Genomic DNA, 25,677 nt, shown 5'->3' with positions numbered 1-25,677 from the left:
ACAACTTTGGAAATAACTCTAGAACAAATTATACTTTAACGTAATTAGTTCATCTATATTTTACCCCATCAAATCAAAAAACGATATCTGATTGCTCTCAGGCAGATCACCCAGTAAGTTCAAGCTGTCAAGAAGTTCGCAGGTGCTCTTACCTACCTTGGCTCTTGACATAAAATCATCTTTTGAAATAAAAGGTCCGGCCTTTGTTGCATTGACTATGGATGTTGCGGCAGTTTCTCCAAGGCCTTCAATACTTGAAAGTGAAGGCATTATCTTGCCGTCATCCATTATTTGAAACTTTGTAGGATGTACTTTGAAAAGGTCTATCTTTGCAAACTCAAAGCCTCTTGCATACATCTCCTGTGCTATTCTCATATCTCGAAGAGTATCCGCATATTTGGCTGTGGTATCCGGATTTTTCTTATATTGAGCAATATTAAACTCAAGCTTATCCTTTCCCATACACATAAGAGAATAGTTAAATCCTGTAGCTCTTATAGTAAAGTATGCCGTATAATATGCCAATGGATAAAATATCTTACAGTAGGCAATTCTCCATGCCATCATAACATATGCGGCAGCATGAGCTTTAGGGAACATATACTTTATTTTCTTACAGGACCAGATATACCAGTCAGGTACACCCTTTTCCTCCATATGCTCAACCCATTCATCTGTAAGTCCCTTACCCTTTCTTACACTCTCCATTATCTTAAAGGATTCACCCTCATCAAGTCCCTGTTCTATAAGATAAATCATGATATCATCTCTGGTACAGATGGCTGTTCTTATGGTTGCTTTACCTTCAAGTATCAAAGTCTGAGCATTTCCAAGCCAAACATCGGTACCATGTGCAAGTCCGGCAATTCTTACAAGATCTGAAAGCCCCTGAGGTTTTGTATCAATTAACATTTGCATAGCAAAGTCTGTACCAAACTCCGGCACACCTAAAGCACCCAGCGGACAATCAAGTATATCCTTCGGTTCAATTCCAAGTGCCGAGGTGTTTTGGAAAAGGCTCATTGTCTCCTTTGAATCCAAAGGAATATCTTTAACAGGATCGATACCTGTAAGATCTTGAAGCATTCTTATCATTGTAGGGTCCTGATGTCCAAGTATATCTAGCTTTAAAAGATTGTGATCAATAGCATGATAATCAAAATGTGTGGTAATGGTCTTTGTGGTCATATCATTTGCCGGCCTTTGCACCGGTGTAAATGTATAGATCTCCTCACCGTGAGGAAGAACTATAATACCTCCCGGGTGCTGACCCGTAGTTCTTCTTACACCTTCACAGCCTACAGCAAGTCTGTTTATCTCACATTTTCTCTTACTCTCATTTTTATCATCAAAATAATGCTTTACATAACCATATGCCGTCTTATTTGCCAGAGTACCTACTGTTCCGGCTCTGTAGGTATAACCCTTACCGAATATAACCTCGGTATATTCATGGGCATTAGGCTGATATTCTCCTGAGAAGTTTAGGTCTATATCAGGCTCTTTATCTCCTTTAAATCCGAGGAAAGTCTCAAAAGGAATATCAAATCCGTCTTTTTTTAGTTTCTTGCCACATTTCGGACAAATCTTATCAGGCATGTCACATCCTGCCATACCTGCAAACGCTTTTACTTCCGGTGAGTCAAAGTCAACATATTTACAGTCACAGTAATAATGTGCAGGTAATGGATTAACCTCAGTTATTCCGGAAGTATATGCGGCAAAAGATGAACCTACAGATCCTCTGGAACCGACAAGGTAACCGTCTTCATTGCTCTTTTCCACCAGTTTTTTTGCAATAATATACATAACCGCAAATCCGTTTGAGATAATTGAGTTCAGCTCTTTTTTAAGTCTGTCCTCCACTATTTTCGGCAATTCTTCACCGTACTGCTCATGTGCTTTCTTGTAGCATGCATTGGTCAGATCCTCATCCGAGTTTTCTATAACAGGCGGGCATTTATCCGGTCTTACCGGTGATATCACCTCCACCATATCCGCAATCATTCTTGTATTTGTAACAACGACTTCATAAGCCTTTTCGCTGCCAAGATACTCAAACTCATCAAGCATCTCTTTAGTTGTACGAAGATATAAAGGAGGCTGTGTATCCGCATCCTTATATCCCTTTCCATAGAATATAATTCTTCGATATATTTCATCTTCAGGATTTAAAAAATGTACATCACAGGTGGCAACTACAGGCTTTTCATATACATTTCCAAGCTCTACAATCCTTCTGTTGATATCCTGCAAGTCTTCTATAGAATGAATATCATTTTGTTCGTCTTCCAAAAGGAACATATTGTTGCCTATGGGTTGAATCTCAAGATAATCATAGAATGATACTATTCTGTTTAATTCATCATCTGTGGCATCATCCAAAATAGCCTTATAAACCTCTCCCTGTTCACATGCACTTCCTATAATAAGTCCCTCTCTCATCTTTGCTAAAATAGACTTTGGAATCCTTGGTCTTTTATTAAAGAAATCAATATGTGAAAGTGAAATTAATTTATAAAGATTTATTCTTCCGATATCATTTTTTGCAAGTATTATTACATGATTGTACTTTGTTTTCTTTACTATATCCGCATTTGTTTCACCTAGACTTGCCACCTCGGATAATTTTGACAATCCTCTGTTTTTAAGTCTTCTTATAAACTCCACCCATATCTGTGCAGTAGCCTCGGCATCGTTAACAGCCCTATGATGGCCTTCAAGTGATATATTTAAAGCCTTGCATACCGTATCCAGCTTGAATCTGTTAAGATCCGGTAAAAGAAGTCTTGCCATTGCTACAGTATCTATTATAGATGGATTATACTCTCTGTTTATCCTCTTGGCATTCTCACGTATAAATCCGGTATCAAATCCTGCATTATGAGCTACTATAATATAGTCCTCACAAAAATCCAAAAACTGCGGAAGTATATCTTCGATAATCGGAGCATTCATTACCATTGCATCATTTATATGTGTAAGTTCCTCTATCTTAAAAGGAATAGGTCTTCTTGGATTTACAAATGTTGAGAATCTGTCTACTATTTCTCCTTTTACGACCTTGACTGCACCAATCTCGGTGATTGCATCGTTTTTGGCGGAAAAACCGGTGGTCTCTATATCAAATACTATAAAGCCGTCATCAAGAGTCTTATCTGAAGGATTAGTCACAAGTTCCTTTAAATCGTCTACCAGATAGCCTTCAACGCCATAAATTATCTTAGGTGGATTCTTCACATGGCTGGCTTCTGTAAAGCCTTGAATATTTCCATGATCTGTAATTGCAATTGCATCCATACCCCAGTTTTTAACCTGATTTATTATATCTGAAGCTGAAGAAACACCGTCAAAATCGCTCATCTTTGTATGGCAATGAAGCTCTACTCTTTTTACAGGCTCATTGTCCATTCTGATATTTTCTTCAAACTTCTCACATTTTTTGATTCCTTTTATAGACGATACAGTAAGCTCACTGTCAAATTTATCAATCAGAGCCATACCGTTTACTTTTATGTAATTTCCCTTGACTATATTTGCCTTAACAGCATCCAACTGCTCACCACGAACAAACATCTTTACATAAATGGAATCGCTGAAGTCTGTAATTGCAAAAATATAAAGCGTGGAATCACTTCTTTCAAGATATCTGCTTTCAACTTCTATTATTTTTCCTCTGACAGTTACTTCTCCAATCTCTCCGATAAGGTCTGAGAGTTTTATAAAATTGTCATCAAAATCTCTTCCATAAATAACATCCGGATTATCAGACTTTTGCTTTGTATATTTAGGAGTATATCCTTTTTTATCAAAGCCTTTATTTCCAAACTTTTTATTTCCTGTATCCTTTTTAGGATTTGACTTAGCTGCCGTCTCATTTGATTTTGCCACTTCATTATTTTCACCGTTTTCCCAGGCTGCATTAGCATTTCCGGTAACAAAATCACTGTTATCGCTTTTCTTTGTAACAGTTCGTTCGGCATACTCTATTTCTTCATTTCTTTCTTTTCTTGCAATAAACTTATGCCTTACCGTACAAAGTATTCCACATCTTTCATTAAAGATTTTTTCAAGTATTCTTACAAGCTCATCAATTACACTTTCATTTAAAGGATTTTTCTCAACCGTCATATCCATGTATGAACCGTCAAATGTAATACAGGCATTGTTTAAAATAACATACTGGGATATCTTATAGTTTTTTATTTCCAGGAGTATGCTGTCTCTATACGTCTCAAAAAGATTTTGTGCAGTATATTGGCTTGATAGTTTGAATTTTTCAAATATTTTAATTTTAACATTCTTTTTTGGAAACATCTTATCCTTTATAAGCTTTTCCAAATCAAGGATTGTTTTCTTCTCTATTATTCTCTCGGAAATGATATTTATCTTTATCAAAGACATATCATTGCTTGCACTTACTTTTTCCACAAAAACAAAGTTTAAAAGTTCGTCAATATGACCTGAACATTCTAAACTTTGAAAAACATCTTTGAATTTTTTTAACATTCTATGCCTCTTTTGACAATATATCAAGTTCCTCTTTAAGGGCAGCTAAAAGTTCATTTTCAGGCAATTTCTTTACTACCTTGCCCTTCTTTATCAAGAGTCCCTCACCTATTCCCCCGGCAATACCTATGTCGGCTTCCTTGGCTTCTCCCGGTCCGTTTACCACACATCCCATTACTGCAACCTTTATATTAAGATCATAACCTTCTACAAGCTTTTCAACCTTACCTGCAAGACCTATAAGATCTATATTTGTTCTTCCACATGTAGGACAGGATACAACCTCTATACCGCCTTTTCTAAGTCCGAGATTGTTTAATATAAGCTTTGCCGCAAAAATTTCTTCTACCGGATCACCTGTAAGAGATACTCTGACAGTATCACCTATACCCTGATATAATATAATACCAAGGCCCAGTGATGACTTTATCATACCTCTTTTCACTGTTCCGGATTCTGTTATACCTATATGAAGCGGATAATCTGTTCTTTGTGAAATCAGTTCATGTGCCTTTACACACATCATTACATCTGAAGATTTAATACTTATAACAAGATTGTTATAATACATATCTTCTATAATTTTTACCTTATCAAGTGCAGACTCAACAATACCTTCGGCTGTAACACCGCCATATTTTTCAATAAGATTTTTCTCCAAAGAGCCTGAGTTTACACCTACTCTTATTGGAAGATTTCTTTCTTTACAAGCATCCACTACAGCTTTTATTCTTTCACTGCTTCCGATATTTCCGGGATTAATCCTTATCTTATCACAACCTGACTTTATAGCCTCAAGTGCCAGTCTGTAGTCAAAATGAATATCGGCAACAAGCGGTATATGTATCTGCTTTTTAATCTCAGAGATTGCCGAAGCGGCCTCCGAATTTGGCACTGCAACTCTTATTATGTCACAACCTGCATCCTCAAGTCTTAAAATCTGATCTACAGTTGCTTTAACATCATCAGTCTTTGTATTACACATTGACTGTATAAGAATAGGCATGTCACCGCCTATATATTTATCTCCTATTTGTACTAATCTTGTTTTCTTTCTCATTACTTACTCCAATGATGTTTAGCATCATATAATCTTTCTTATATCATTAAACATTACAAAAACCATCAAAAGCATTAAGAGAGCAAAACCTGCAAAATGGATATATCCTTCCACTTTTCTGTTTAAAGGTCGTCTAAATATTGCCTCAAGGAATAAAAAGATAAGTCTTCCGCCGTCAAGTGCCGGTAGTGGAAGTAAATTCATTACTCCAAGGTTTGCACTTAAAAGTAAAACCATCTGTGACAATGAAAGCAGCACAACGAATATTCCATAAGGTTTTGATTCATTCACCGTAGTTCCAATCATATTTACAATACCTACAGGACCGCTTATCTCACTTGCTCTTGCTCTGCCTCTCAGAAGGTATATAAGTGAATCAACAGTCATGGAAATAGTATATTTCACTTCCAAAACAGAATACTTCAGTACAGAAAAAGGATTTTTCAGCTTTTCATATCCTGAGCTTTTTATACCTATCATATATTGAGAGTATTCCTCATTATACACGGGTGTAACGGTTATTGTTTGTTTTTCATTATTTCTTTTTACCGTAAGTGTAATATCCTTGCCCTGATTCATAAACAGATATGTGGAAACACTTCTGTAAAAGTCAATATCTCTTCCATTAATTTTTTCTATCTCATCGCCTACCATAAGCCCTGAGCTCTCAGCCGGAAGTCCTGATACAAATCCGCTTATAACAGGTTTATCCACGCCTACATTTGCAACTATAAATATGGCAACTAAAAATGCTAAGATAAAGTTAAAAAAAGGTCCTGCCGCAATAGTGGCAATTCTTCCTAAAAGGGGTGCACTGTTAAAGCTTCCCGGTGCATCTTCATCCTCATCTTCTCCATACATGGCGCAGGAACCGCCAAGCAGTAAGAGTTTCAGTGAGTACCTTGTCTCTTTCCCCTTTACAGAGAAAATTCTAGGTCCCATTCCTACGGAAAACTCTACAACTTTTACTCCTGAGAGTTTGGCAAAAAGAAAATGTCCAAACTCATGTATTAATACTATTATTCCAAAAATAATTAGTGCAATAACTATATTCAAATTTTTATCCTTTCCAGATACTCTTCTGTCCACTGTTTCAATGATAGGATATCCTCAAGGGACGGATTTTCCTTGAACTGATGATTTTCAATGGCAAGACCGATAAGACGCGGTATATCTGTAAATCCAATCTTTTTATTTAAGAATTTATCTACAGCCCATTCATTCGCGGCATTCAAAACTGTAGGTGCACTTCCACCCTTTTTGCCTGCCGATATAGCCATCTTAAGTCCTTCAAACACATCCAAATCAGGTTTTGAAAAGTTTAAAGTTGCAAGTGCGTTAAAGTCCACTCTTTCCTCAGATATATATCTTCTTTCCGGATAGAACAGAGCATAGGAAATAGGCAGCTTCATATCAGGTGTACCAAGCTGTGCTAAAATTCCGTTATCTTTAAACTCTACCATAGAATGAATGATGGATTCTTTTTGTATTACAACCTCAATATCATCAATATCCACACCAAATAAATGCGACGCCTCAATTATCTCCAATCCCTTGTTTATCATTGTAGCAGAATCAATGGTGATTTTTTTGCCCATACTCCAGTTCGGATGCTTTAGAGCATCTTCAAGAGTAACATTTTCCAATTCTTCCTTGCTAAAACCTCTAAAAGGTCCGCCTGAAGCGGTAAGCAAGATCTTCTTTATAGGATTGTTCTTATCAAGACATTGAAAAATAGCACTGTGCTCAGAGTCAACCGGATATATATTTATACCCATATCCTTTGCAAGCGGCATAATAATATGACCGGCACAAACAAGTGTCTCCTTATTTGCAAGCGCAATATCCTTCTTTGCCTTAATTGCCGCAATAGTAGGCTCTATACCTATCATTCCTACAACAGCTGTTACCACTATATCGGCATCACAAACAGAGGCAACCTCTATCAGTCCATCCATACCGAAGCACACTTTCACATCCAAATCCTTTACTTTATCTGAAAGAATTTTTGCGTCAGCTTCCTCCCATATGGCAACCACCTTCGGATTGAACTCTCGTATCTGCTTTTCCAGTAAATCTATATTTTTATGAGCGGAAAGTGCCACCACTTCCGCATCATTATTTATTCTAACTATATCAAGTGTCTGTGTTCCTATGGATCCTGTGGATCCCAAAATAGATATTTTTTTCATTTATTTATCCTAAAAAATATATTGCAAAAAAGATTGCAGGAGCGGTAAATATCATACTGTCAAATCTGTCAAGTATGCCACCATGTCCCGGAATTAAATTACCATAGTCTTTTATATTATGATTTCTCTTTATAGCTGAAGCAAGAGCATCACCGACCTGTGATATTACAGAACCTATAGCACATGAAGCGGCACAAGTAAATACCGGTGAGAAGGTACTTATAAAATGTCCCGACATTATAGCACCGAATATACCTCCTATAAGAGCGGCTCCCAAAACTCCGCCTATACTGCCTTCTACAGACTTTTTAGGGCTTAGTACAGGAGCTATCTTATGCTTTCCAAAAAGTGAACCTACCGCATATGCACATGTATCCGAACCCCAGCTGGATATAAGTATTAACCATGCCAGATACTGTCCGTCCTCATATGTTCTGGTATTGTAAACATATGAAAACAGTATCGGAATATACATCACCCCCATAAATATAAGTGATATCTCCTCGGTCTTATACTTAGGAAATGTAAATACATATATTGCAAAAATAAGCATAAGGAATGCTATCACTGAAAAGAATATATATTGATTTAATTTAAAATAAATCAAGCAATAATATATCATTGAATATACATATCCAAGATATGCAATATTTTTCTTATCAAGGTCCAAGGCTCTGTAAAATTCAAATAAACCTATTATAGAAATCAATGCGGATAATATTATAAGCGGTAAATTACCTATATAAAAAGCCAAGATAGCCACTATCAAAAGTCCTATTCCACTTATCAGTCTGGTAAAAAACATTAACGACCTCCAAATCTCCTCTGTCTTTTGCTGTAGCTCTCAACAGCCTTCAAAAGCTCTTCCTTATCAAAATCCGGCCACAAGGTATCCGTAATATAAAACTCACTGTATGCTATCTGCCAAAGTAAGAAGTTTGAAACTCTCAGCTCACCGCTTGTACGAATAAGCAAATCCGGATCCGGTAAATTCTTTGTATCTAAATATGAGGATATAAGCTCCTCATTTATATTCTCTTTTGAAATAACTCCGGCGACGGCATCATCCACTATATGCTCTACAGCTCTTTTTATCTCATCTCTTCCACCGTAATTTATAGCAAAGGCAAAAGTCATACCTGTGTTTGAGCTTGTTGCATCCACAAGCTTTTGAATTCCTTTTCTGATATCGGGATCAAATCTGCTCTCATCACCGATCATTACAGCCTTTACATTGTTTTTATTTGCAACATCGATAAGCTTCACCATATAAAATCTGAGAAGCTTCATCAAAGCACTTACTTCAACTGCAGATCTTTTCCAGTTTTCTGTAGAAAAAGCATATACTGTAAGGCACTCCACTCCAAGCCTCACACAGTCCTCAACAGTTTTTTCAAGCGCCTCACATCCGGCTTTATGTCCCATTGCTCTTGGCAGGTTTCTTCTTTCAGCCCATCTGCCATTACCGTCCAGTATTATGGCAATGCTTTTTGGTATAACTAAGTTTTCCAAATTTATACTCCATTCACTTTAAACTATAAAACAAGAAGGTGGAAGCCCACCTTCTTAAACTTTAGAAACTATTTGTCTCTACTGATATGAAGCCGGCTAATTAAACTGTTAATATTTCCTTTGACTTGTCTTCAATAGCCTTATCTACTCTCTCAATAGCCTTATCTGTAATCTTTTGTATTTTGTTTTCGCCGTCCTTTAAATCATCCTCTGTAAACTCTCCGGCCTTTTCGAGTTTTTTGATGGCATCTATAGCATCACGTCTGATATTTCTGACAGCAACCTTACATGCCTCACCTTTTTTCTTTACATCCTTAACAAGTTCTTTTCTTCTCTCCTCAGTAAGCTCAGGGAAGATAAGTCTGATACATGAACCGTCATTTGTAGGATTGATGCCGAGGTCCGACATATTGATAGCCTTCTCAATCTCCTTTAAAAGAGACTTCTCCCAAGGTGCTATCTGTATAATTCTAGGCTCCGGAACTGAAATATTTCCAACCTGCTGAATAGGTGTAGGTGTTCCATAATATTCAACTTTTATTCTGTCAAGTACATGAGGGTTAGCTCTTCCTGCTCTGATTGAAGCGTATTCCTCAAGCAAAACATCGATAGATTTTGTCATCTTCTCTTCAAACTTTTTAATACTCTCTTGCATAAAATCTCCTTAAAATTATGTTTATTAAATATATTACAATTACACTGTCACAATTGTTCCGTTTATCTTGCCGTCCAGCGCATTTTTTATAGAATTCTCTTCATTTAAATCAAATACTGCGAGCGGCATCTTATGCTCAAGACACATTACTGAAGCGGTCAAATCAACTACAGCCAGTCTCTTATCAATTACTTCCTGAATTGTAAGCGTATCATACTTCTTTGCATTAGGATCCACCTTAGGATCTGCATTATATACTCCGTCAATAGATTTTGCCAAAAGTATCATATCTACATCCATTTCAATAGCTCTTAAAACTATACCGGTATCTGTAGAGAAGTATGGATGACCTGTACCTCCACCAAAGAATACAACCTTGCCCTCTTTAAATCTTTCATTTACTCTGTCTTTTGAGAATACTTCCGCCATATCCCCACAAGGAAATGCCGAAAAGATTGCTGTATCTATTCCCTCCGAACGGAAAATTTCAGATACATAAATACAGTTCATAATGGTCGCAAGCATTCCTATCTGATCCGCCTTTGTTCTGTCAATAGCTTCAGATGTTCTGCCTCTCCAGTAGTTACCTCCACCGATAACAATACCGATATTAGTACCTGCCGCCAAAGAAGGCTTTAATTGCTTTGCAATATCTCTTACTTTATCTTCGTTGTAACCACCCTCAGGCTTTGCCAAAGCTTCACCGCTGAGTTTCAACATTACTCTTTTGTTTTGCATAGATTCTTCTATCCTTTTTACTTGGAATTATGACACAAGTATACCATAGGGAAAATAGTTATACAATAAGTTAAAATATAGCAATAAATATTTAAGTACTATACTTTTAGCTATATGCTCCTATTCACCATCTACCGGAAATTAAATTATTTCCACTCAAAACTCTTTGCCATCAACTCCGCCGCCTTGTTTACAGACTCATCACCGTCAAAGTTTGACATAAAGACCATCACGTATTTTTTATCTCTTAATATATAGTATTGACGGTCTATCTCATCACTGTCATTAAACTTGATATCAAAGATATACATTATATCGCCTGCATCGGTTTTTCCTGATGAACCGTAAACTACAGCATCCATACCGTATTGCTTTATCTGCATATTTAACTGCCATGTGGTAGACTCCGCAAACTTTTCACTTTCATCCAAGTTATAATTTTGATGTCCGGTATTTATAGAGATATTATTTGGTCTTGCATCATGTTCATGACCTTCAACAACATAAAAATATCTTCCACCGCCTGATTGTTCCTTTGCTTCACCGAATCCTTCAGCCACAATAAAGCTTCCAAACTCCTTCTCAACTCTCTTTGAGTCTTTATTGGCTGCATCATCTTTTTGTGTAGCATCCGCCGTAGTCTCATCTTTTTGTGTAGAATCCGCTGTAGTCTCATCTTTTTGTGTGGCTTCCACCGTACTCTCATCCGCTTTTGCAGTCACCGCTACATCCGCCTGTTTATTTACACAAGCAGAAAGCATTACAATCATTAAAGGTAACAGATATAAACTCTTTTTCATAAATTATGTCCTCCCGGAAGTTAAAATGTAAGGTTTTAAGAACTGCAAACCTAAGTATATTTTACTACTAACCAATGCTTCCTGTACATATGGTTAAGAAATAAATTTTATTTATTCCGGAATCTTTTAAGACTTTTGCACATTTTTCTATAGTTGTACCTGTAGTATATACATCATCAACAATCAAAATATTTTTAATATTTGAGGGTAAATCCCTTACCATGAATGCATTGTCAAGATTGTGAAGTCTTTCAGTTCTGTTTAATCCTTTTTGATCTTTAGTCTTTTTTACTCTGCAAAGGCAGTCATGTACTACAGGGATATCCAGATACTTTGACAAATATTTTGCCAAAATATCGGACTGATTAAAACCTCTCATCCTTTTTCGTGAGCTGTGAAGCGGAACAGGTATAATACAGTCAATATTTGAGGCTTTAATAAACTTTTCATAGCGAATTGCCATTAGCTTTGCAAAGCCTTCAATATACTCTCTTTTATTGTCATACTTAATTTTAAGTATGATATGCCTCATCTCATCGGTATAATTACAAAGTCCTCTACCGGCTTCAAACTCTCTGTCTAAGTTACACTCGTCACAGTAGGCGGAATCTTCTGAAATTATTTCCTTACCGCATCTAATACAATAGGGTTCTTTCACAAAAGGAAGCTTTTTTATACATGTCTTACATATAAGATGACCTTTTTCATTTATTATCTCTTCACACACAGGACATCTTCTCGGGTAAATAATATCAACTATGTTTTTAAATATGTCCTAATCCTCCTTAGATAACATGGAAAGCTCAATTATTTTGGATTTTAAACCGGTATATCTTGCCATCTCCTTAGTGTTTTGAATCATACTGTAAAACACTTCGGGAATACCTACAAGTACAACACATTTTTTTGCTCTTGTAACAGCCGTATATATAAGATTTCTGTTCATAAGCATTGCAGGTCCCTTATAAATGGGAATAATTACAGCTGGATACTCGCTTCCCTGTGATTTATGAACAGTAATGGCATATGCAAGTTCAATTTCGTTAAACTCCGAAAACTCATAATTTGAAACCTTACCGTCATCAAAACAAACAGTGAAGCTTTCTGAAAACATATCTATTTCTTTAATTATTCCGGTATCACCATTGTAAACTCCAAGCCCCTTATCCACCGGCATATGTTTTTCATTGTATACGAACCACTCTTTTTGGTAATTGTTTTTTATCTGCATTACCTTATCGCCTTCTCTAAAGACTGTGGCATCATATTCTTTTTCTTTTTTGGAGTTACTTGCAGGATTTAGTTTATTTTGTAAAAATGAGTTTAAAAGTTCCACTCCGAGAGGTCCCTTTCTCATAGGTGTCATGACCTGAAGTTCATTTGTAGATGCTTTTACATATGAAGGAAGTTTATCCTTTACAAGAGAAATAACCGAATCCATTACATGCTCGGGATTACTCTGTTTGATAAAAATAAAATCATTACTCTTCTTACCCAGATCAATCTCTTCATTTGTCATTATATTATGAGCATTTACAACAATATCACTTCCTGTGGACTGGCGGAATATCTTATTAAGCCTTACAACATTAAAGCAATTTGAGTCGATCATATCTTTTAACACTGTTCCCGGACCTACACTTGGAAGCTGATTTATGTCTCCTACTAAAATCAGTCTTGTTCCTATTGCTACAGCCTTTAAAAGTGCATGCATAAGAAAAATATCCACCATACTGACCTCATCCACTATAAGTACATCTGACTCAAGCGGATTGTCTTCATTTCTCTCAAAATGAGTACCTATATTGCTTGAATTATCACTGTTATTAGGTGTTATTTCCAGAAGTCTGTGAATGGTTTTCGCTTCATATGATGTAGCTTCCGACATCCTCTTTGCCGCTCTTCCCGTAGGAGCTGCGAGCGCAATACTTTCGCCTTCGCTTTCAAAGTATTTGATAATAGTATTTATAGTCGTAGTCTTTCCGGTTCCCGGTCCTCCGGTGATTATTATAAGACCGCTGCTTATGGATTCTATTACCGCCTGCCTTTGCAAGTCATCCAGGACAATACCTTCTTTATCCTCAATCTTTAGAATTTTCTCTTCTATCTTTTCTATATCATACTTTGCTTTTATATTGATATCTGTCAGCATTTTTGCTACCGCCAGTTCAGTATAATAGCACTGTGAAAGATAAACTTGAGTTTCTTCATTTTTCTTCACAACGATTCTTTTTTCCATCTGCATTTCTGAAAGTAAAGAATCAAAGTCAAATATATTTTCACCGAATAAATCAAGGAATTCAGCATTTAAAACTGTATCAGGCAGATATAGATGTCCGGACATCATGGCATTTGATAAAATATACTCCACTCCTGCAATGGCACGAAACTTGGAATCAGCTGTAATACCTACCTTTTTGGCAATATCGTCTGCAATCTTAAAACCTATACCGTCTATATCATCTGCAAGTTTATATGGATTTGTCTCTATTATAGTATATATTTTACTTCCGTATTCCATATATATCTTTGCGGAAAGCTTCATGCTGATTCCAAACTTTTGTAAAAAAATCATAGCATCACGCATGGACTTCTTTTCCTGTATCTGTTCGCTTATGGATCTTGCAAGCTTTTCACTTACACCTTTTACCTCTGCCAGCCTTTCAGGTTCTTCTTCCATCACCCTAAGAGTGTCCATCTTAAACTTTTTAACTATTCTTTTTGCCAGTGCCTCGCCCACACCCTTTATTGCGGAAGATTCCAGATACTTTTGTATACTGTCAAGTTCTCTCGGCTCTATGATTTCGTATTCATCGACAAAAAGCTGCTCTCCATAGTTTGGATGCAGCTTCATATTTCCATTTGCCTTTATAAATTCACCTTCAGCGATATAGTTGAAGGTACCGACAAGGACATAATCGTCATCATCGGCCTCCACGCTGAGCACAGTATAGCCATTAGTTTCATTCCTATAAATGATTTTTTCGATATAGCCTGATACTGTTGACATATTATTTTTTAGAATCTCCCTTATTACCGGATCTGAACTCAATAAACTTACCTGTACCGATAGCAACCGCTGTCAAAGGATTGTCAGCTATTACTGTGTTGATACCTGTCTTTTCCTCAATAAGAGCGTCAAGACCTGAAAGTAATGCACCACCACCGGTAAGTACAATACCTCTGTCATATACATCGGCTGCAAGCTCAGGTGGTGTTCTCTCCAAAACATTGTGAACTGAGTCTACGATCTGCATTGCCGGCTCTCTAAGTGCCTCTAAAGTCTCATCAGAGTTAACCTCTATAGTCTTTGGAAGTCCTGTTACAAGGTTTCTACCCTTAACTTCCATAGTAAGAACCTCAGGTCTTCTGTATGCTGCACCGATATTAATCTTAATTTCCTCTGCTGTTCTCTCACCGATTAAAAGATTGTGCTTCTTTCTCATATATCTAACAATAGACTCATCGAAATCGTCACCTGCAATCTTAATTGATGTACTTACAACAGTACCTCCAAGAGAGATAACAGCTATATCAGCTGTACCACCACCGATATCAACTATCATGTTTCCTACAGCCTTTTCAATATCAATTCCTGCACCTATAGCAGCCGCTACAGGCTCTTCAATAATCTTAACTTCTCTTGCACCTGCAGAATATGTTGCATCCTCTACAGCCTTCTTCTCGACCTCAGTAGCACCTGACGGGATACATACTGCAATTCTCGGCTTTCTGAAAGTCTTCTTTCCTACAGCCTTGTCGATAAAGTACTTTAACATCTTTTCTGTTATTGTATAATCTGAAATAACACCCTGACGAAGCGGTCTTACTGCCACAATATTTCCCGGTGTTCTTCCGATCATAAGTCTGGCTTCCTCACCTATGGCCTGTATCTTACCGTTTTCTCTATCTATAGCTACAACACTTGGCTCTTTTAAAACAACACCCTTGCCCTTTATATAAACTAAGATACTTGCTGTTCCAAGATCTATACCAATGTCATTGGATGTAAACCAAAACATATTCTCCTCCAAATTACTTATTATAAATTTTAATGTAACACACTGTATACTATTCTACAACAAATAATGCATTTAGCCAATATCAATATTTAGAAATAAATTATAAAGAAATACGATATTTCTGTATAAAGGATACTTTATTACACTTTTTATAACTTTGACTACTTAAGCAGATATCTTAAAACCTATTCTTGAGTTGTTCTCATCAGATTTTAAATCCAAATCATTCATATCTATGAAATCTTCTTTTCTTAAAATATACTCTATTTTTTCATTTACATCCAAATCTCCATAGTTTCTGAATGCAAAATTGAGTACTCCCATTTCTATCAGATTTCTGCAAAATCTTCCGTTTCCATTATTTTTATTTTCAATAGATTTCTCACATATTTCCATAATCTTTTTATCAGCCATGTCATCTGTCAAAAATCCCTTCTTAAAGGCTTCCAGTTTACATATATCTAACATCTCCTCAACATTATAGTCTTCAAAATTTACTCTAAAAGGTACTCTTGATCTAAGCCCCTGATTTCGCAAGAAGAACTCATCCATCTCATCAGGATAACCGGCAAATATTACTATAGTATCCTTTCTGTTGTTTTCCATCTCCTGAACAATCATATTTATAGCTTCATCACCGAATCCTCCCCTTACTTCTTCCAAAAGTGAATACGCCTCATCTATAAAGAGCACACCGCCCTTTGCCCTTTGAAATACATTTTGTATCATGGGAGCTGTTTGTCCCACATACTTTGCTACAAGATCGGCTCTTCCTACCTCTATAAACTCTCCTGTTGTTATAATACCTATTTCTTTCAGTAATCCTGCAACAATCCTTGCTACAGTGGTTTTGGCAGTCCCCGGATTTCCTACAAACTCCATATTCAAAGTTATAGGTTCTAAATGTTTCCCATTTTCTTCCATAGCCTTTCTCATCTTTGCAAATGCCAAAATCTTTTTCACCTGATCCTTTACAGCCCTTATACCTACCAAAGCCTGTAGTTCATCCATATAGTTACGCTTATCCGCTATATCTTCAAAAATATCTTTAGGCATTTCCGGCAATACGATAGAGTCCATATTTTCAAAAAATTGATCCTCATAAGAACTCACATAATTTTTTTCAATAAGCTGTGTTCTAATCTCTGAAATACATTTCCTGCCGAGATTTCTAATCTTAAGAAGTTCCATATCGGACATCTCAAGAAGCCTTTTTATAGAAGTAATATTCGCTTTTTTTAATGCATTGTAGGAGCGAACCCCAAGTTCCAGATTGTCAATGGAGTCCTTATCCACCTTTTGCTGCATACCAAGTATTTTCAAAAGAATAATAATATAATCTCTTAAATTCTTTTTACTTATATTATTATCACTTACTTCATCGCCTACCTCTTCCAAAACACAACCCTTAAAGACCATACTTATAAGTGATTTAAGCTTTTTGGATATTCTTTGCGGAAAATCAAAAACAATACTTCCAACATTACCGTCTTTATTTCCTCCAGCTTTAATAATCACACTGATATGTCCTCCAACCTCGCTTATCTCCTTACACATTGCCTTAAAATATCCGGAATTAGGAATCATATATATTATGTCATCATCTATAAAATTAATATTCAAACTCTCACAGGCAACCGCTCTATACTTTATTCTGTCATTTTCTGGTGTTTTATCTTCCAAAATATACTTATCCGGAATCACCTTTGCATAATTGTTGAAAATCCAGTCAAACTCATCTGTAGAAACCTCATTATCCGAATCCAAGTATATATAGTTTTTATAAGGCTCACCCTGATTCATTACAATTTCAAATCCCAAAGTCTCACCATCTTTTAAATACATTCCATAGGTCATAAATCTGTCACTGACACCATACACCTCACCGTTAAATTCACCTGTATATACTATTGATGTTGAACATAAAAATTCTTTACGTATTTCATTTGTTTTATTCATTGCCATACCTCTTTTCGTTTTTAAATTGTTTTGTTACTGTCGCAGTCTGCAATGACTCTTCCTTGGCATGCTCACTTTATTTTAGTTCATCGCATACTTCCCCGGCCGGCCGTCATTTGCATCTACGGATTTGATTTTCAAGGTGCAAAAAAGCACAGCAAAAAGCCATTGCCTTTAAAATTGACACACTACCCCCAGGTAGTACAATTCATTCTAAAAACAATGGCTAAAAATAATTCAATTAAATTTTACCTAGATATATTAGCACATATATTTCATTAATACAATACATATTATTTACGTGTAAAATAAAAATGATATTTTTATATGGTACATATTATTGTATAATTATTAAAATCAATCGGAGTAAATTCCGATTATCAGGAGGATGCATATGGATTATGAGAAACTGAAATCATTTAGAAATATAAACAACAACTTCGCAAAATTACTTGGTATAGAACTTACCGAACTTTCAAACGGCTATGCCAAAGCTGAAATGAAAGTCACAAAAGAACTTTTAAATCCAATAGATTCAATACATGGAGGCTGCCTTTATACCATCGCCGATATAGCAGGCGGTGCTGCTGCAAGTTCCTACGGAGTACATGTTACTACAATTGACGGAAACTTCCATTATCTGCGTGCCGGCTTAAATACAAAAGAACTTTCCGCTACCGCCACAGAAATAAAGAAAGGAAAGAAAATCTCCGTCTACAACATATCAGTAAAAGATCAGGACGATGTGGAGCTTGCAGTCGGTATATTTTCATTTATGTCGCTGGGGAGAGAGATAGAGATTTAAATGAAGTTTTTCATTTAGTTAAACACTTATTTAATTAATCTTTACAACAAAACTTGCACTAAGTTTATCCTTAATGCAAGTTTTATTTAAGCTATATTTTATAAAAACATATCTTTAATTATTTAAAATTTCTTGTTAATCTTATATTTTCTTTTTCAATATTATACTTATTCAGTTCATCAATATATGCTTCTCTAGATACTTTAACATCATTTACTTCATAAACCTCAGGCTCGTCAAAGATATGTGTATAATTTGCCGTACTCACCCAAACTCTGTTATCATTACTATCTAATATAGAGAGACTGTTGGTATCCCAACTGGCATTACTGTTACTGGTTGAAATATATCCACCTTTAAGAACATTAAATCTCCAAGCACTAACACCCGGGTCAATTACAATCTCAACAGGAGTTTCATTATTTAAAGTGTATATACCTCTAATGAAACCATTATCTCTCTCTCCTATTATCAGCTCCTTACTGCCATTTCCATTTATATCTATAAAATCGTAAACAGGATCCAGTGCATATCCGGCTTCGTCGTTTCTCCATTTATCTATCACAGATGCATACTTTTCCATATAATAGCTGTCGCTTTTTTCAGTGCCTGCATTTTTTGTTTGTACTACTCCGTTTACAGTCCATGCCCCTGAATTATTTACAATGTAATTGTCAGGTGTAGTAGTATTGATCATACAATAACCTGAACCGTCAAAGTAGTAGCACTCCGCTATTCCGTCAGAGTTACCGTCTATCCACTGCCATGATGATGACGGCCAAGTACCGTTACCGTTATCATACCACCAACCGGTATTATTTTTTACCCAATTGCCTGCATATGCACTTATTGTCATTATGCAGCTGAAAGTTGTTATCGCTGCTGCTAAAATTACTTTTCTCATCAAACATCTCCTTAATATTATTTTTTATTCACATTTACCATATTAATGATTATATAAATTTAATCTAAATGATATTCATTCTATTTTAAGTCTTGTGAATGCAAATTTAAATTCTATATTATATAACAAGGATGAAAATACTGTATAACATATTACACCCTTTATAAGATATTTTTATTTATAGACTTTTCTTCATATTCTCATTAATAACATTAAAATTTCTCCTATTATTTTTATGCCTTATTCCAAAAGAACTTATGTTTAAATTGCTATCTAAAATAATAATAATTTTCTAATAAATGTTATTAAATCAAGCTCTACTCAACAGGGCAACTACTTTGTTCAAAATGTACCAAAGAATTTTCGGGACAAGTTTCCGCAATAAAATTATAAAACTCTTTACGAGCGTCATCTTTTGAGCCGGTAACCGCTCCGGCATAAATCATACTAATATCCGATATTGACCCAAATGGATATTTTAATAAAGAGCTTCCATCACCTCGTAGCCACTCATCACCATCCCTTATCAATCAACCACTTTAAGGATAGTTTCTGCATGACCAAAAGGAAAACAACAAATGAAAAAACACCACATTCCGATTCACTGCCAGCCGGTACATCTCAGTTATTAACTGTAATTGTTGCTGATAAAATTAATCAACGACAACGTATCAGAAGTTTAAAATCTTTAATTGCTTATGACTTATCAACTTTATATAAGCACTATGCTTATTAAAGTGCACTTAAATCTTGCAGTTATCAACTTTTCAGCTTAGAATTTGTGCTTTGCACAAATTCATCTTTGTTTTCAACGAAGATTGCAAAAGAGCTTAGCAAGTTTCGCAATTATCTATTTATAACTATTGAATATTAAGTTCATCAAATCTTAAAAATCCCAGTTGTGGAGCATCGCTTATGGTAAAGTATGCGTTATATTTCTTAATTGGAACATACCCTGAATTAGCCTGATAACGCAAAACATCACCGGTGATTTTAACTCTATTGCCCTCTATACTTAATTGAATATTTTTGTCGGACAGATAAGAATCGCCGGCAGCGCCAAAACTTCCACCAGCCTGAACCCAATAAGTATCTCCTTTTAAAGTTCCATACTTTGCAAATTCTTGCATATCAGTTTCATTACTTGAGCCTGTAAGATCTTTCATTATGGACATTAGATTGTCCTTGCTTACTACATTGTATAAATCATAACGACCTGAACGTTTTTCACTTATCCTACTATCTTTTTTAAAGTATACATAAGCATAGGTAATGAGTGCTTTATCTGCGGAAGAGAAGTTTTCTCTTTTTTTATTAAGACCCGAACTGATAGGATTATTGTCATAAAAATCATCAAATACCAAGTTGCTTATAAATAACATATAATCCTTATCATATTCATAAGAGTCGCTGCTTAAATTCCCCTCATCAATCCAATGTCCGTTAGAATTTACCTTATAGCCGTCCGGTGTTATAGCCGATCTTAAAGGATAGCCATAATCAGTCATATAATACCAATATCCTTTACCCTCGTATTCTACATATACCCATTCATTCCTTGCACGTTCACCGTTATCTTTTTCAAAGTAGTATCCTCCGTCATCTTTTTCCAGACCTTCTCCGATTGCAAAGGTCGGCATAGCACTTGCCATTACAAGTAATGCTGCCAATGACATAACAAATAATTTTCTCATAAAAACCCCTTTCTTTGCTTAATAAATATGGTACTGATATCAAAATCCTTTTATCGTACCGCCTATATATTACAAACAAGTTTTTTCCTTAAGACAATGAGCAAACCTTAAGTCTAGTATTTTATCCTTTAATTAACTCGACTTTTTGACAGGCAGTTTACCAAAAATTTATACCGTCGCCCTCAATCCAACAATGTCCATATGAACTATGTCCTTCTTTGTATACCATGTTTCTCTCCTTTATTTATATAATAAAAATAATATTAAATAATATATATTTTTAGTTGCTATTATTGGTATGGGGTGATTCACCCCATACCAAATTATCATTTTACCCATGCCCCGTCAGCACCTAATCTGTAGCCGTCTATTGTTGTATTCAGAAGCATTTTTCCTCCACTACCGTCTGTAGCGGTGCTTAGATAATACCATTTTCCTGATACTGCTCTCCAACCTGTGACCATCTTTCCGTTGTTACTACCTTCGTCTGTATTCATGTAGTACCAACTTCCATTTGAATTTAACCAACCTGTGAACATGTATCCTTGTGAATCAAAGAAATACCAACTGTTGTTAACAAGCTTCCACTCATTTCTTGGATATGAGCCGTCACTGTTCTTTATCCACCATCCTTTGTTATCTCTTTGCCATGATACACTTCCCTGATGTATAGAAGTTGAATTTTGAGAAGTTTTAGCAGCGCTGCCACCGGAGCGTGAGCCACTGCTTCCTCCTGAACGTGATCCACCGCCACCTCCACCACCGGAACGTGAGCCGCCTCCGCCTCCCGATGATGAACCACCTTTACTTTTCTTTGTAGTATCGGTTGCTGTATTTCCTATATTATTTCCGGTATTACTATTTGTATTACCTGCATTTGTTCCGACAATATTATTACCGTTTCCGATATTTAGATTACCACCTGTATTATTTCCACTATTACTTGGATTTGTACCTGTATTATTTACCACATTATTGCCGGAATTAGCTGTATTATTACTTGAACTTCCTATATTTGGTGCATTATTGTTATTATTGCCGGTATTTGTTCCATTATTATTCTCAGGCAATTTATTGTACTTAGCAATTATAACAGTATCTGAGAGTATATTGCTGTAATCACCTTCCCAATCTACAAATTCATACCCTTCTCTATAAGGCGCTTGCGGTGCAAATGCAGGATTACCTTCTTCTACTATCTGAGTTGATATTATATTGTTATCATCTGTCTTAAATGTAACTGTATATTCTATCGTAGCAGGAACTCTTTCAAAGAAGAACATTTGTGCCGGATGCTCATGCCAAATATATTGTTGCACATTAGTACCGTTTGCTGTTTGACCTCCGGTTATATCCACAACTTTACCTGAATTCTTATTTACAATTCTATATGTTCCCTCAGTATCATTGTTTTTCACAATATACCAGCTCTCACTTGGATTATAATGCCTTTCCCAGCTGTATATATTTGCTCTGTTGCTCAAGGAATACCATACTACATCCATATATTTATTATTGTATGTATTCTTTATAAGAAATGTTCCGTCTGACTGCTTCTCAAGCTTCCAAATCTGTGTTGAAGGTAAATTAGGCGAATTATAATCATATAGGTATATATTTTTACCGTTTGCACCACTTGAATCAGACTCGGACGTAATTACTTTTGATACATCCAGTTTTGATCGAATTATGTAAGTAGCATTATCTTTTAAATCATTTGCACTTGTTTCTTCTACATTTGGAAAATCATGTTTTTCAAGATAGAATCTTTGTGCTGTAGATTCATTAGGATAATATTGGTATATATTATTGCCGTCAGTAGTATCTCCGTTTCTTACATCCAATGAATATCCTGAATGTTTAGCAATAAATCTATATCCACTGCCGTTTCTTACTATGTACCATCTTTGATTATCATTTCCCTGTACATAGTCCCACATAATCGCATTCTTTTCATTTCCATATGAATATGGTCCACCTAATATATCAAGAAGTTTTCCACCTTGCTTTGTTTTTACGATAAAACTGTCATCACTTTGACGTTCAAGCGTCCATACATAATCACCATATGTAAAATAATCTTTTAAACATACATTCTGTCCGTTTGTATTTCCGTCACCTTCCCAACCTAAGCTTCTACCTTCTGCCACATCCGAACGTATAGTATAGTCGCCGTCTGCTATATCATCATCACTTCCGCCTACAGGTCCCGGGATATGATCAGGTATGACGGGATCGTCAGGCCTTAAATAAATATATCCTTGTACCCATGTTCTTGCCTCTGTTGGATTGAGATATCTGTTGGCAGAAAATGCATGTACGGATACAAAATTATACTCTGAAAGTATTACTGAGCCATCTCCACCTACAGCTTCTACTATGGCTACATGTCCTGTCCAATATGCATGATTATTTGGTGCAAAACAGGCAATAGCTCCCAATTTAGGTTCGTTTCCATAAGGATATGCTCCTGAATTTAGGTTGTATGTGTAAAAATCTTTTGCTTGACCTCTTGAAATATTAGGCCGTTGTCCAAGTATTTCATAAGCCCTTCCCCAAACATACCATGTACATTCTCCAATAAGAGCTTGATTATATGCAAAAGGATTATATGCCCCATTATAATAATATACATTTCCATATTCAGGAGCTGTGGTTCTCCTAGTAAATCCTACACCTGTGTTTAATAAACTGGCCATTCTAAAACTTGCTATAGATGGAGTTGCAAATTTGGATATATCTAAGTCTTCATCGATATTTAAATTCTCATATCCTTCCAAAAACTCTTCATTATCCTGTTGTTCTATTCCTCCATATGCAACTGTTTGATTAGCAAAAACTATTGCTATAGATAATAGGATTGCTATAATTTTATTAATACGTTTATTCATTTTATCCCCCTTATAATAAATTCTATTCTTTTTAAAATTAATATTTTTCCTACTAAAGCATATACATTCCTCCAACATTTTATTTATTTGTTTAACGTAGCAATATTTGCCCCCAAAATACAGTTTTATTTTAACCTTTTTTATATAATGTACCATCCCAATAACTTACATACCCCTGTGTAATTTTAGTGTAAGTACTGTAACCCTTATATTTATTGACTTTTTTATAAAAAATGTACATAAAATTTACAATAAAAAACCACCGTACTAAAACGGTGGTAAAATCAATTTTATAAAATTACATTTAAATACAATTGAGTATAATAAAAAACAAAACCAAAAGTGATGCATAGACAGAAAAATAAATCTTATTGTTTCGCATCACCGGTGCTAATTTTCTCTCTTCTTTATAAATCAGGCATACGAGCCATACTATTACAGCTATTACATTTACACCTATAACCATCATATATGAAGTCGAGTTGTCAAAACACATAATTGTATATAGTGAGGTAACAGATGCTATAAAAGGTGCCAGCAATAAAAAAGATCCCGCACATTGTGCATTGAACTCTACCGCATATGGCGATGTTGAGGAAAACCATAAATATGAATACAATCCTATAAGTACAAGACAAAACATAGGTGATATATTTCCCATTACATTATAGCTTGAAAATCCATACATAAATGAAAACAGTATTCCCATAGACGAGAAAAATATATTTACTGCTATATGAACATTGTTGGCTATGACACTTAACCTTGTGATTTTCAATGTATCCGGGTTTTCTTCTATATCATGGAAATCCTTCATAGGCTCTCTGGTAAATAATAAGAAACTGTTTACAAATACCAATATCAATACAAACATTAGAGCTATATTTGCCACTATAGAAAAATCCTTTGATAATAAAAAAGTATCAAAGCTTTCCTGTTTCTTTAAATAGCTGTATAAAGCCAATGCACATAGGGCTCCTGTTATATTGCAAAATAATGAATAACATATATGACTTATTCCAAGATCATATCTTCCACGCCCTTGTATTATTTTGTCTTTATCACCGTATTTGGCAATCATATATATGTCTTTATAAGTCAATTTTTCCCGGTTTTTATTTTTTATATTATAGATAAAAACTGCAATACCTGTATCAACAAACCCAAAAATCACTGTAGATACCGAAATAAATAATGTCAAAAAAGAAAACAAAGCAGGTGACATATTCTTCATCCAAATGAATATATCCATTGCGGAAATCCTATAAATACTGAATATTATCGAACCAAGTGTCAAAAAAACAAGGCAAAAAAATATATAGTTCCAATTATCCTTCAAACTGTTTATATATCTGTTTTTTGAACTTATATCTATTTTATTTGAAGATTCCTCAATATCAACTATATCCAATATATCTTCCGTCACTACACGTGGTTCTTTAATGTATTCTAAGTCTTCCTCAACTAATACAATATTTTTATGGCTGGACGGTAATTCACAATTCTCCAGACCATACTTTAGCATTCGCAAAGAATAAGTTTTATAATCATCTTCCTGTAAACCTTTATGATTAGGAAATATTAATTTTTCACGTTCAATAAACTCCTTTACCCTTTGAAATCCAAGCTCTTCATCTTTGATTGTAAAGCATGTATCAAAAAATAGGTCCTCATGATTTTCAAGATCCTTGTATCCCTTTCTTTTTCCACGTTTTATCTCACTGATTCTAGGCTCCACCATATTTCCAGGTCTAACCGTATCTATAACAGTACATAATGATGAATATGGAATACCCAACTCTTCATTTATATATTTAATTATATCACTTTGACAAATCCTGCGTCCTTGCATGTAATACACCCTTTAACTCAAACTGCTACATATATTATATATATTATATTACTATTTAATTTATAATTAATATATCTAAATACT

18 protein-coding genes and 1 pseudogene are annotated in these 25,677 nt (G+C 35.3%); 2 read left to right on the top strand and 17 right to left on the bottom strand.

Annotated features, from left to right (window positions below; translation table 11 throughout):
* Positions 1-60: 60 nt before the first annotated feature.
* From HMPREF1140_RS09140 to HMPREF1140_RS09080, 13 genes are all read right to left on the bottom strand, one after another.
* Positions 61-4,509 carry a PolC-type DNA polymerase III gene (locus HMPREF1140_RS09140; RefSeq protein WP_009663578.1) on the bottom strand — a complete coding sequence of 1,483 codons (4,449 nt, stop codon included), beginning with the start codon at positions 4,507-4,509 and terminating at the stop codon, positions 61-63.
* Between the two features lies 1 nt (position 4,510).
* Positions 4,511-5,569, bottom strand: coding sequence for a flavodoxin-dependent (E)-4-hydroxy-3-methylbut-2-enyl-diphosphate synthase (gene ispG, locus HMPREF1140_RS09135; RefSeq protein WP_009663584.1), 1,059 nt, complete (start codon positions 5,567-5,569; stop codon positions 4,511-4,513).
* A 24-nt stretch (positions 5,570-5,593) separates the two neighbouring features.
* Positions 5,594-6,625, bottom strand: coding sequence for an RIP metalloprotease RseP (gene rseP / locus HMPREF1140_RS09130; protein ID WP_009663542.1), 1,032 nt, complete (start codon positions 6,623-6,625; stop codon positions 5,594-5,596).
* Entirely contained in the window at positions 6,622-7,761 is a 1,140-nt protein-coding gene (gene dxr, locus HMPREF1140_RS09125; RefSeq protein ID WP_009663566.1) for a 1-deoxy-D-xylulose-5-phosphate reductoisomerase, read from the bottom strand. The genes rseP and dxr overlap by 4 nt, the downstream gene beginning before the upstream one ends.
* A 4-nt stretch (positions 7,762-7,765) precedes the next feature.
* The gene (locus HMPREF1140_RS09120; RefSeq protein ID WP_009663568.1) at positions 7,766-8,566 is read right to left on the bottom strand and encodes a phosphatidate cytidylyltransferase; all 801 of its coding nucleotides are present in this window, start codon (positions 8,564-8,566) and stop codon (positions 7,766-7,768) included.
* A complete protein-coding gene (locus HMPREF1140_RS09115; protein WP_009663536.1) occupies positions 8,566-9,273 on the bottom strand; it encodes an isoprenyl transferase in 708 nt (235 codons plus the stop codon). Before HMPREF1140_RS09115 ends, HMPREF1140_RS09120 begins: the two co-directional genes overlap by 1 nt.
* Positions 9,274-9,373: 100 nt before the next feature.
* Positions 9,374-9,928: a ribosome recycling factor gene (gene frr, locus HMPREF1140_RS09110; RefSeq protein ID WP_009663543.1), complete on the bottom strand. Its 555-nt coding sequence runs from the start codon at positions 9,926-9,928 to the stop codon at positions 9,374-9,376.
* Between the two features lie 39 nt (positions 9,929-9,967).
* A complete protein-coding gene (gene pyrH / locus HMPREF1140_RS09105) occupies positions 9,968-10,666 on the bottom strand; it encodes a UMP kinase (RefSeq protein ID WP_009663571.1) in 699 nt (232 codons plus the stop codon).
* 146 nt (positions 10,667-10,812) lie between these two features.
* Positions 10,813-11,466: a hypothetical protein gene (locus HMPREF1140_RS09100; RefSeq protein ID WP_009663537.1), complete on the bottom strand. Its 654-nt coding sequence runs from the start codon at positions 11,464-11,466 to the stop codon at positions 10,813-10,815.
* A 67-nt stretch (positions 11,467-11,533) separates the two neighbouring features.
* Complete coding sequence (locus tag HMPREF1140_RS09095) at positions 11,534-12,214, bottom strand: ComF family protein (RefSeq protein WP_255347567.1); 681 nt, start codon at positions 12,212-12,214, stop codon at positions 11,534-11,536.
* A gap of 27 nt (positions 12,215-12,241) precedes the next feature.
* Positions 12,242-14,476, bottom strand: coding sequence for an SF1B family DNA helicase RecD2 (gene recD2, locus HMPREF1140_RS09090; RefSeq protein ID WP_009663538.1), 2,235 nt, complete (start codon positions 14,474-14,476; stop codon positions 12,242-12,244).
* A 1-nt stretch (position 14,477) separates the two neighbouring features.
* On the bottom strand, positions 14,478-15,488 hold the full coding sequence (locus HMPREF1140_RS09085) for a rod shape-determining protein (protein WP_009663570.1): 1,011 nt from the start codon (positions 15,486-15,488) through the stop codon (positions 14,478-14,480).
* A gap of 165 nt (positions 15,489-15,653) precedes the next feature.
* On the bottom strand, positions 15,654-17,447 hold the full coding sequence (locus tag HMPREF1140_RS09080) for a DNA-directed RNA polymerase subunit alpha C-terminal domain-containing protein (RefSeq protein WP_009663555.1): 1,794 nt from the start codon (positions 17,445-17,447) through the stop codon (positions 15,654-15,656).
* Positions 17,448-17,841: 394 nt separating this feature from the next.
* Between HMPREF1140_RS09080 and HMPREF1140_RS09075 the strand changes: the two genes are divergently transcribed.
* Positions 17,842-18,252 carry a PaaI family thioesterase gene (locus HMPREF1140_RS09075; protein ID WP_009663575.1) on the top strand — a complete coding sequence of 137 codons (411 nt, stop codon included), beginning with the start codon at positions 17,842-17,844 and terminating at the stop codon, positions 18,250-18,252.
* 118 nt (positions 18,253-18,370) lie between these two features.
* On the opposite strand, the gene HMPREF1140_RS09070 is transcribed toward HMPREF1140_RS09075, so the two are convergent.
* Entirely contained in the window at positions 18,371-19,156 is a 786-nt protein-coding gene (locus tag HMPREF1140_RS09070) for a hypothetical protein (protein WP_009663580.1), read from the bottom strand.
* Positions 19,157-19,682: 526 nt separating this feature from the next.
* Here HMPREF1140_RS09070 and HMPREF1140_RS14055 point away from each other — a divergent pair.
* Positions 19,683-19,892: pseudogene (locus HMPREF1140_RS14055) on the top strand (hypothetical protein); the annotation flags it as partial.
* A 124-nt stretch (positions 19,893-20,016) separates the two neighbouring features.
* On the opposite strand, the gene HMPREF1140_RS09060 reads toward HMPREF1140_RS14055, so the two are convergent.
* From HMPREF1140_RS09060 to HMPREF1140_RS09050, 3 genes are all read right to left on the bottom strand, one after another.
* Entirely contained in the window at positions 20,017-20,850 is an 834-nt protein-coding gene (locus tag HMPREF1140_RS09060) for a hypothetical protein (RefSeq protein WP_009663544.1), read from the bottom strand.
* Between the two features lie 326 nt (positions 20,851-21,176).
* Positions 21,177-23,741, bottom strand: a complete 2,565-nt coding sequence (locus tag HMPREF1140_RS09055) for an RICIN domain-containing protein (protein WP_009663539.1) — start codon at positions 23,739-23,741, stop codon at positions 21,177-21,179.
* 304 nt (positions 23,742-24,045) lie between these two features.
* The gene (locus tag HMPREF1140_RS09050) at positions 24,046-25,593 is read right to left on the bottom strand and encodes a hypothetical protein (protein WP_009663564.1); all 1,548 of its coding nucleotides are present in this window, start codon (positions 25,591-25,593) and stop codon (positions 24,046-24,048) included.
* Positions 25,594-25,677: the final 84 nt, after the last annotated feature.

Source organism: Lachnoanaerobaculum sp. ICM7, from assembly GCF_000287675.1.
Lineage (GTDB): Bacteria > Bacillota > Clostridia > Lachnospirales > Lachnospiraceae > Lachnoanaerobaculum.
Note: the sequence above shows the minus strand (reverse complement) of the source record. Positions and strands in the feature narration are given on the sequence as shown.

What these genes read in the sequence shown, in the direction of transcription:
- frr (WP_009663543.1), bottom strand. Translation starts at nt 9,928, where the DNA reads ATGCAAGAGAGTATTAAAAAGTTTGAAGAGAAGATGACAAAATCTATC.
- HMPREF1140_RS09075 (WP_009663575.1), top strand. Translation starts at nt 17,842, where the DNA reads ATGGATTATGAGAAACTGAAATCATTTAGAAATATAAACAACAACTTC.
- pyrH (WP_009663571.1), bottom strand. Translation starts at nt 10,666, where the DNA reads ATGCAAAACAAAAGAGTAATGTTGAAACTCAGCGGTGAAGCTTTGGCA.
- HMPREF1140_RS09100 (WP_009663537.1), bottom strand. Translation starts at nt 11,466, where the DNA reads ATGAAAAAGAGTTTATATCTGTTACCTTTAATGATTGTAATGCTTTCT.
- recD2 (WP_009663538.1), bottom strand. Translation starts at nt 14,476, where the DNA reads ATGTCAACAGTATCAGGCTATATCGAAAAAATCATTTATAGGAATGAA.
- HMPREF1140_RS09070 (WP_009663580.1), bottom strand. Translation starts at nt 19,156, where the DNA reads ATGAGAAAAGTAATTTTAGCAGCAGCGATAACAACTTTCAGCTGCATA.
- HMPREF1140_RS09055 (WP_009663539.1), bottom strand. Translation starts at nt 23,741, where the DNA reads ATGAATAAACGTATTAATAAAATTATAGCAATCCTATTATCTATAGCA.
- HMPREF1140_RS09050 (WP_009663564.1), bottom strand. Translation starts at nt 25,593, where the DNA reads ATGCAAGGACGCAGGATTTGTCAAAGTGATATAATTAAATATATAAAT.
- HMPREF1140_RS09120 (WP_009663568.1), bottom strand. Translation starts at nt 8,566, where the DNA reads ATGTTTTTTACCAGACTGATAAGTGGAATAGGACTTTTGATAGTGGCT.
- HMPREF1140_RS09140 (WP_009663578.1), bottom strand. Translation starts at nt 4,509, where the DNA reads ATGTTAAAAAAATTCAAAGATGTTTTTCAAAGTTTAGAATGTTCAGGT.
- dxr (WP_009663566.1), bottom strand. Translation starts at nt 7,761, where the DNA reads ATGAAAAAAATATCTATTTTGGGATCCACAGGATCCATAGGAACACAG.
- HMPREF1140_RS09085 (WP_009663570.1), bottom strand. Translation starts at nt 15,488, where the DNA reads ATGTTTTGGTTTACATCCAATGACATTGGTATAGATCTTGGAACAGCA.
- HMPREF1140_RS09060 (WP_009663544.1), bottom strand. Translation starts at nt 20,850, where the DNA reads ATGAGAAAATTATTTGTTATGTCATTGGCAGCATTACTTGTAATGGCA.
- HMPREF1140_RS09080 (WP_009663555.1), bottom strand. Translation starts at nt 17,447, where the DNA reads ATGAATAAAACAAATGAAATACGTAAAGAATTTTTATGTTCAACATCA.
- ispG (WP_009663584.1), bottom strand. Translation starts at nt 5,569, where the DNA reads ATGAGAAAGAAAACAAGATTAGTACAAATAGGAGATAAATATATAGGC.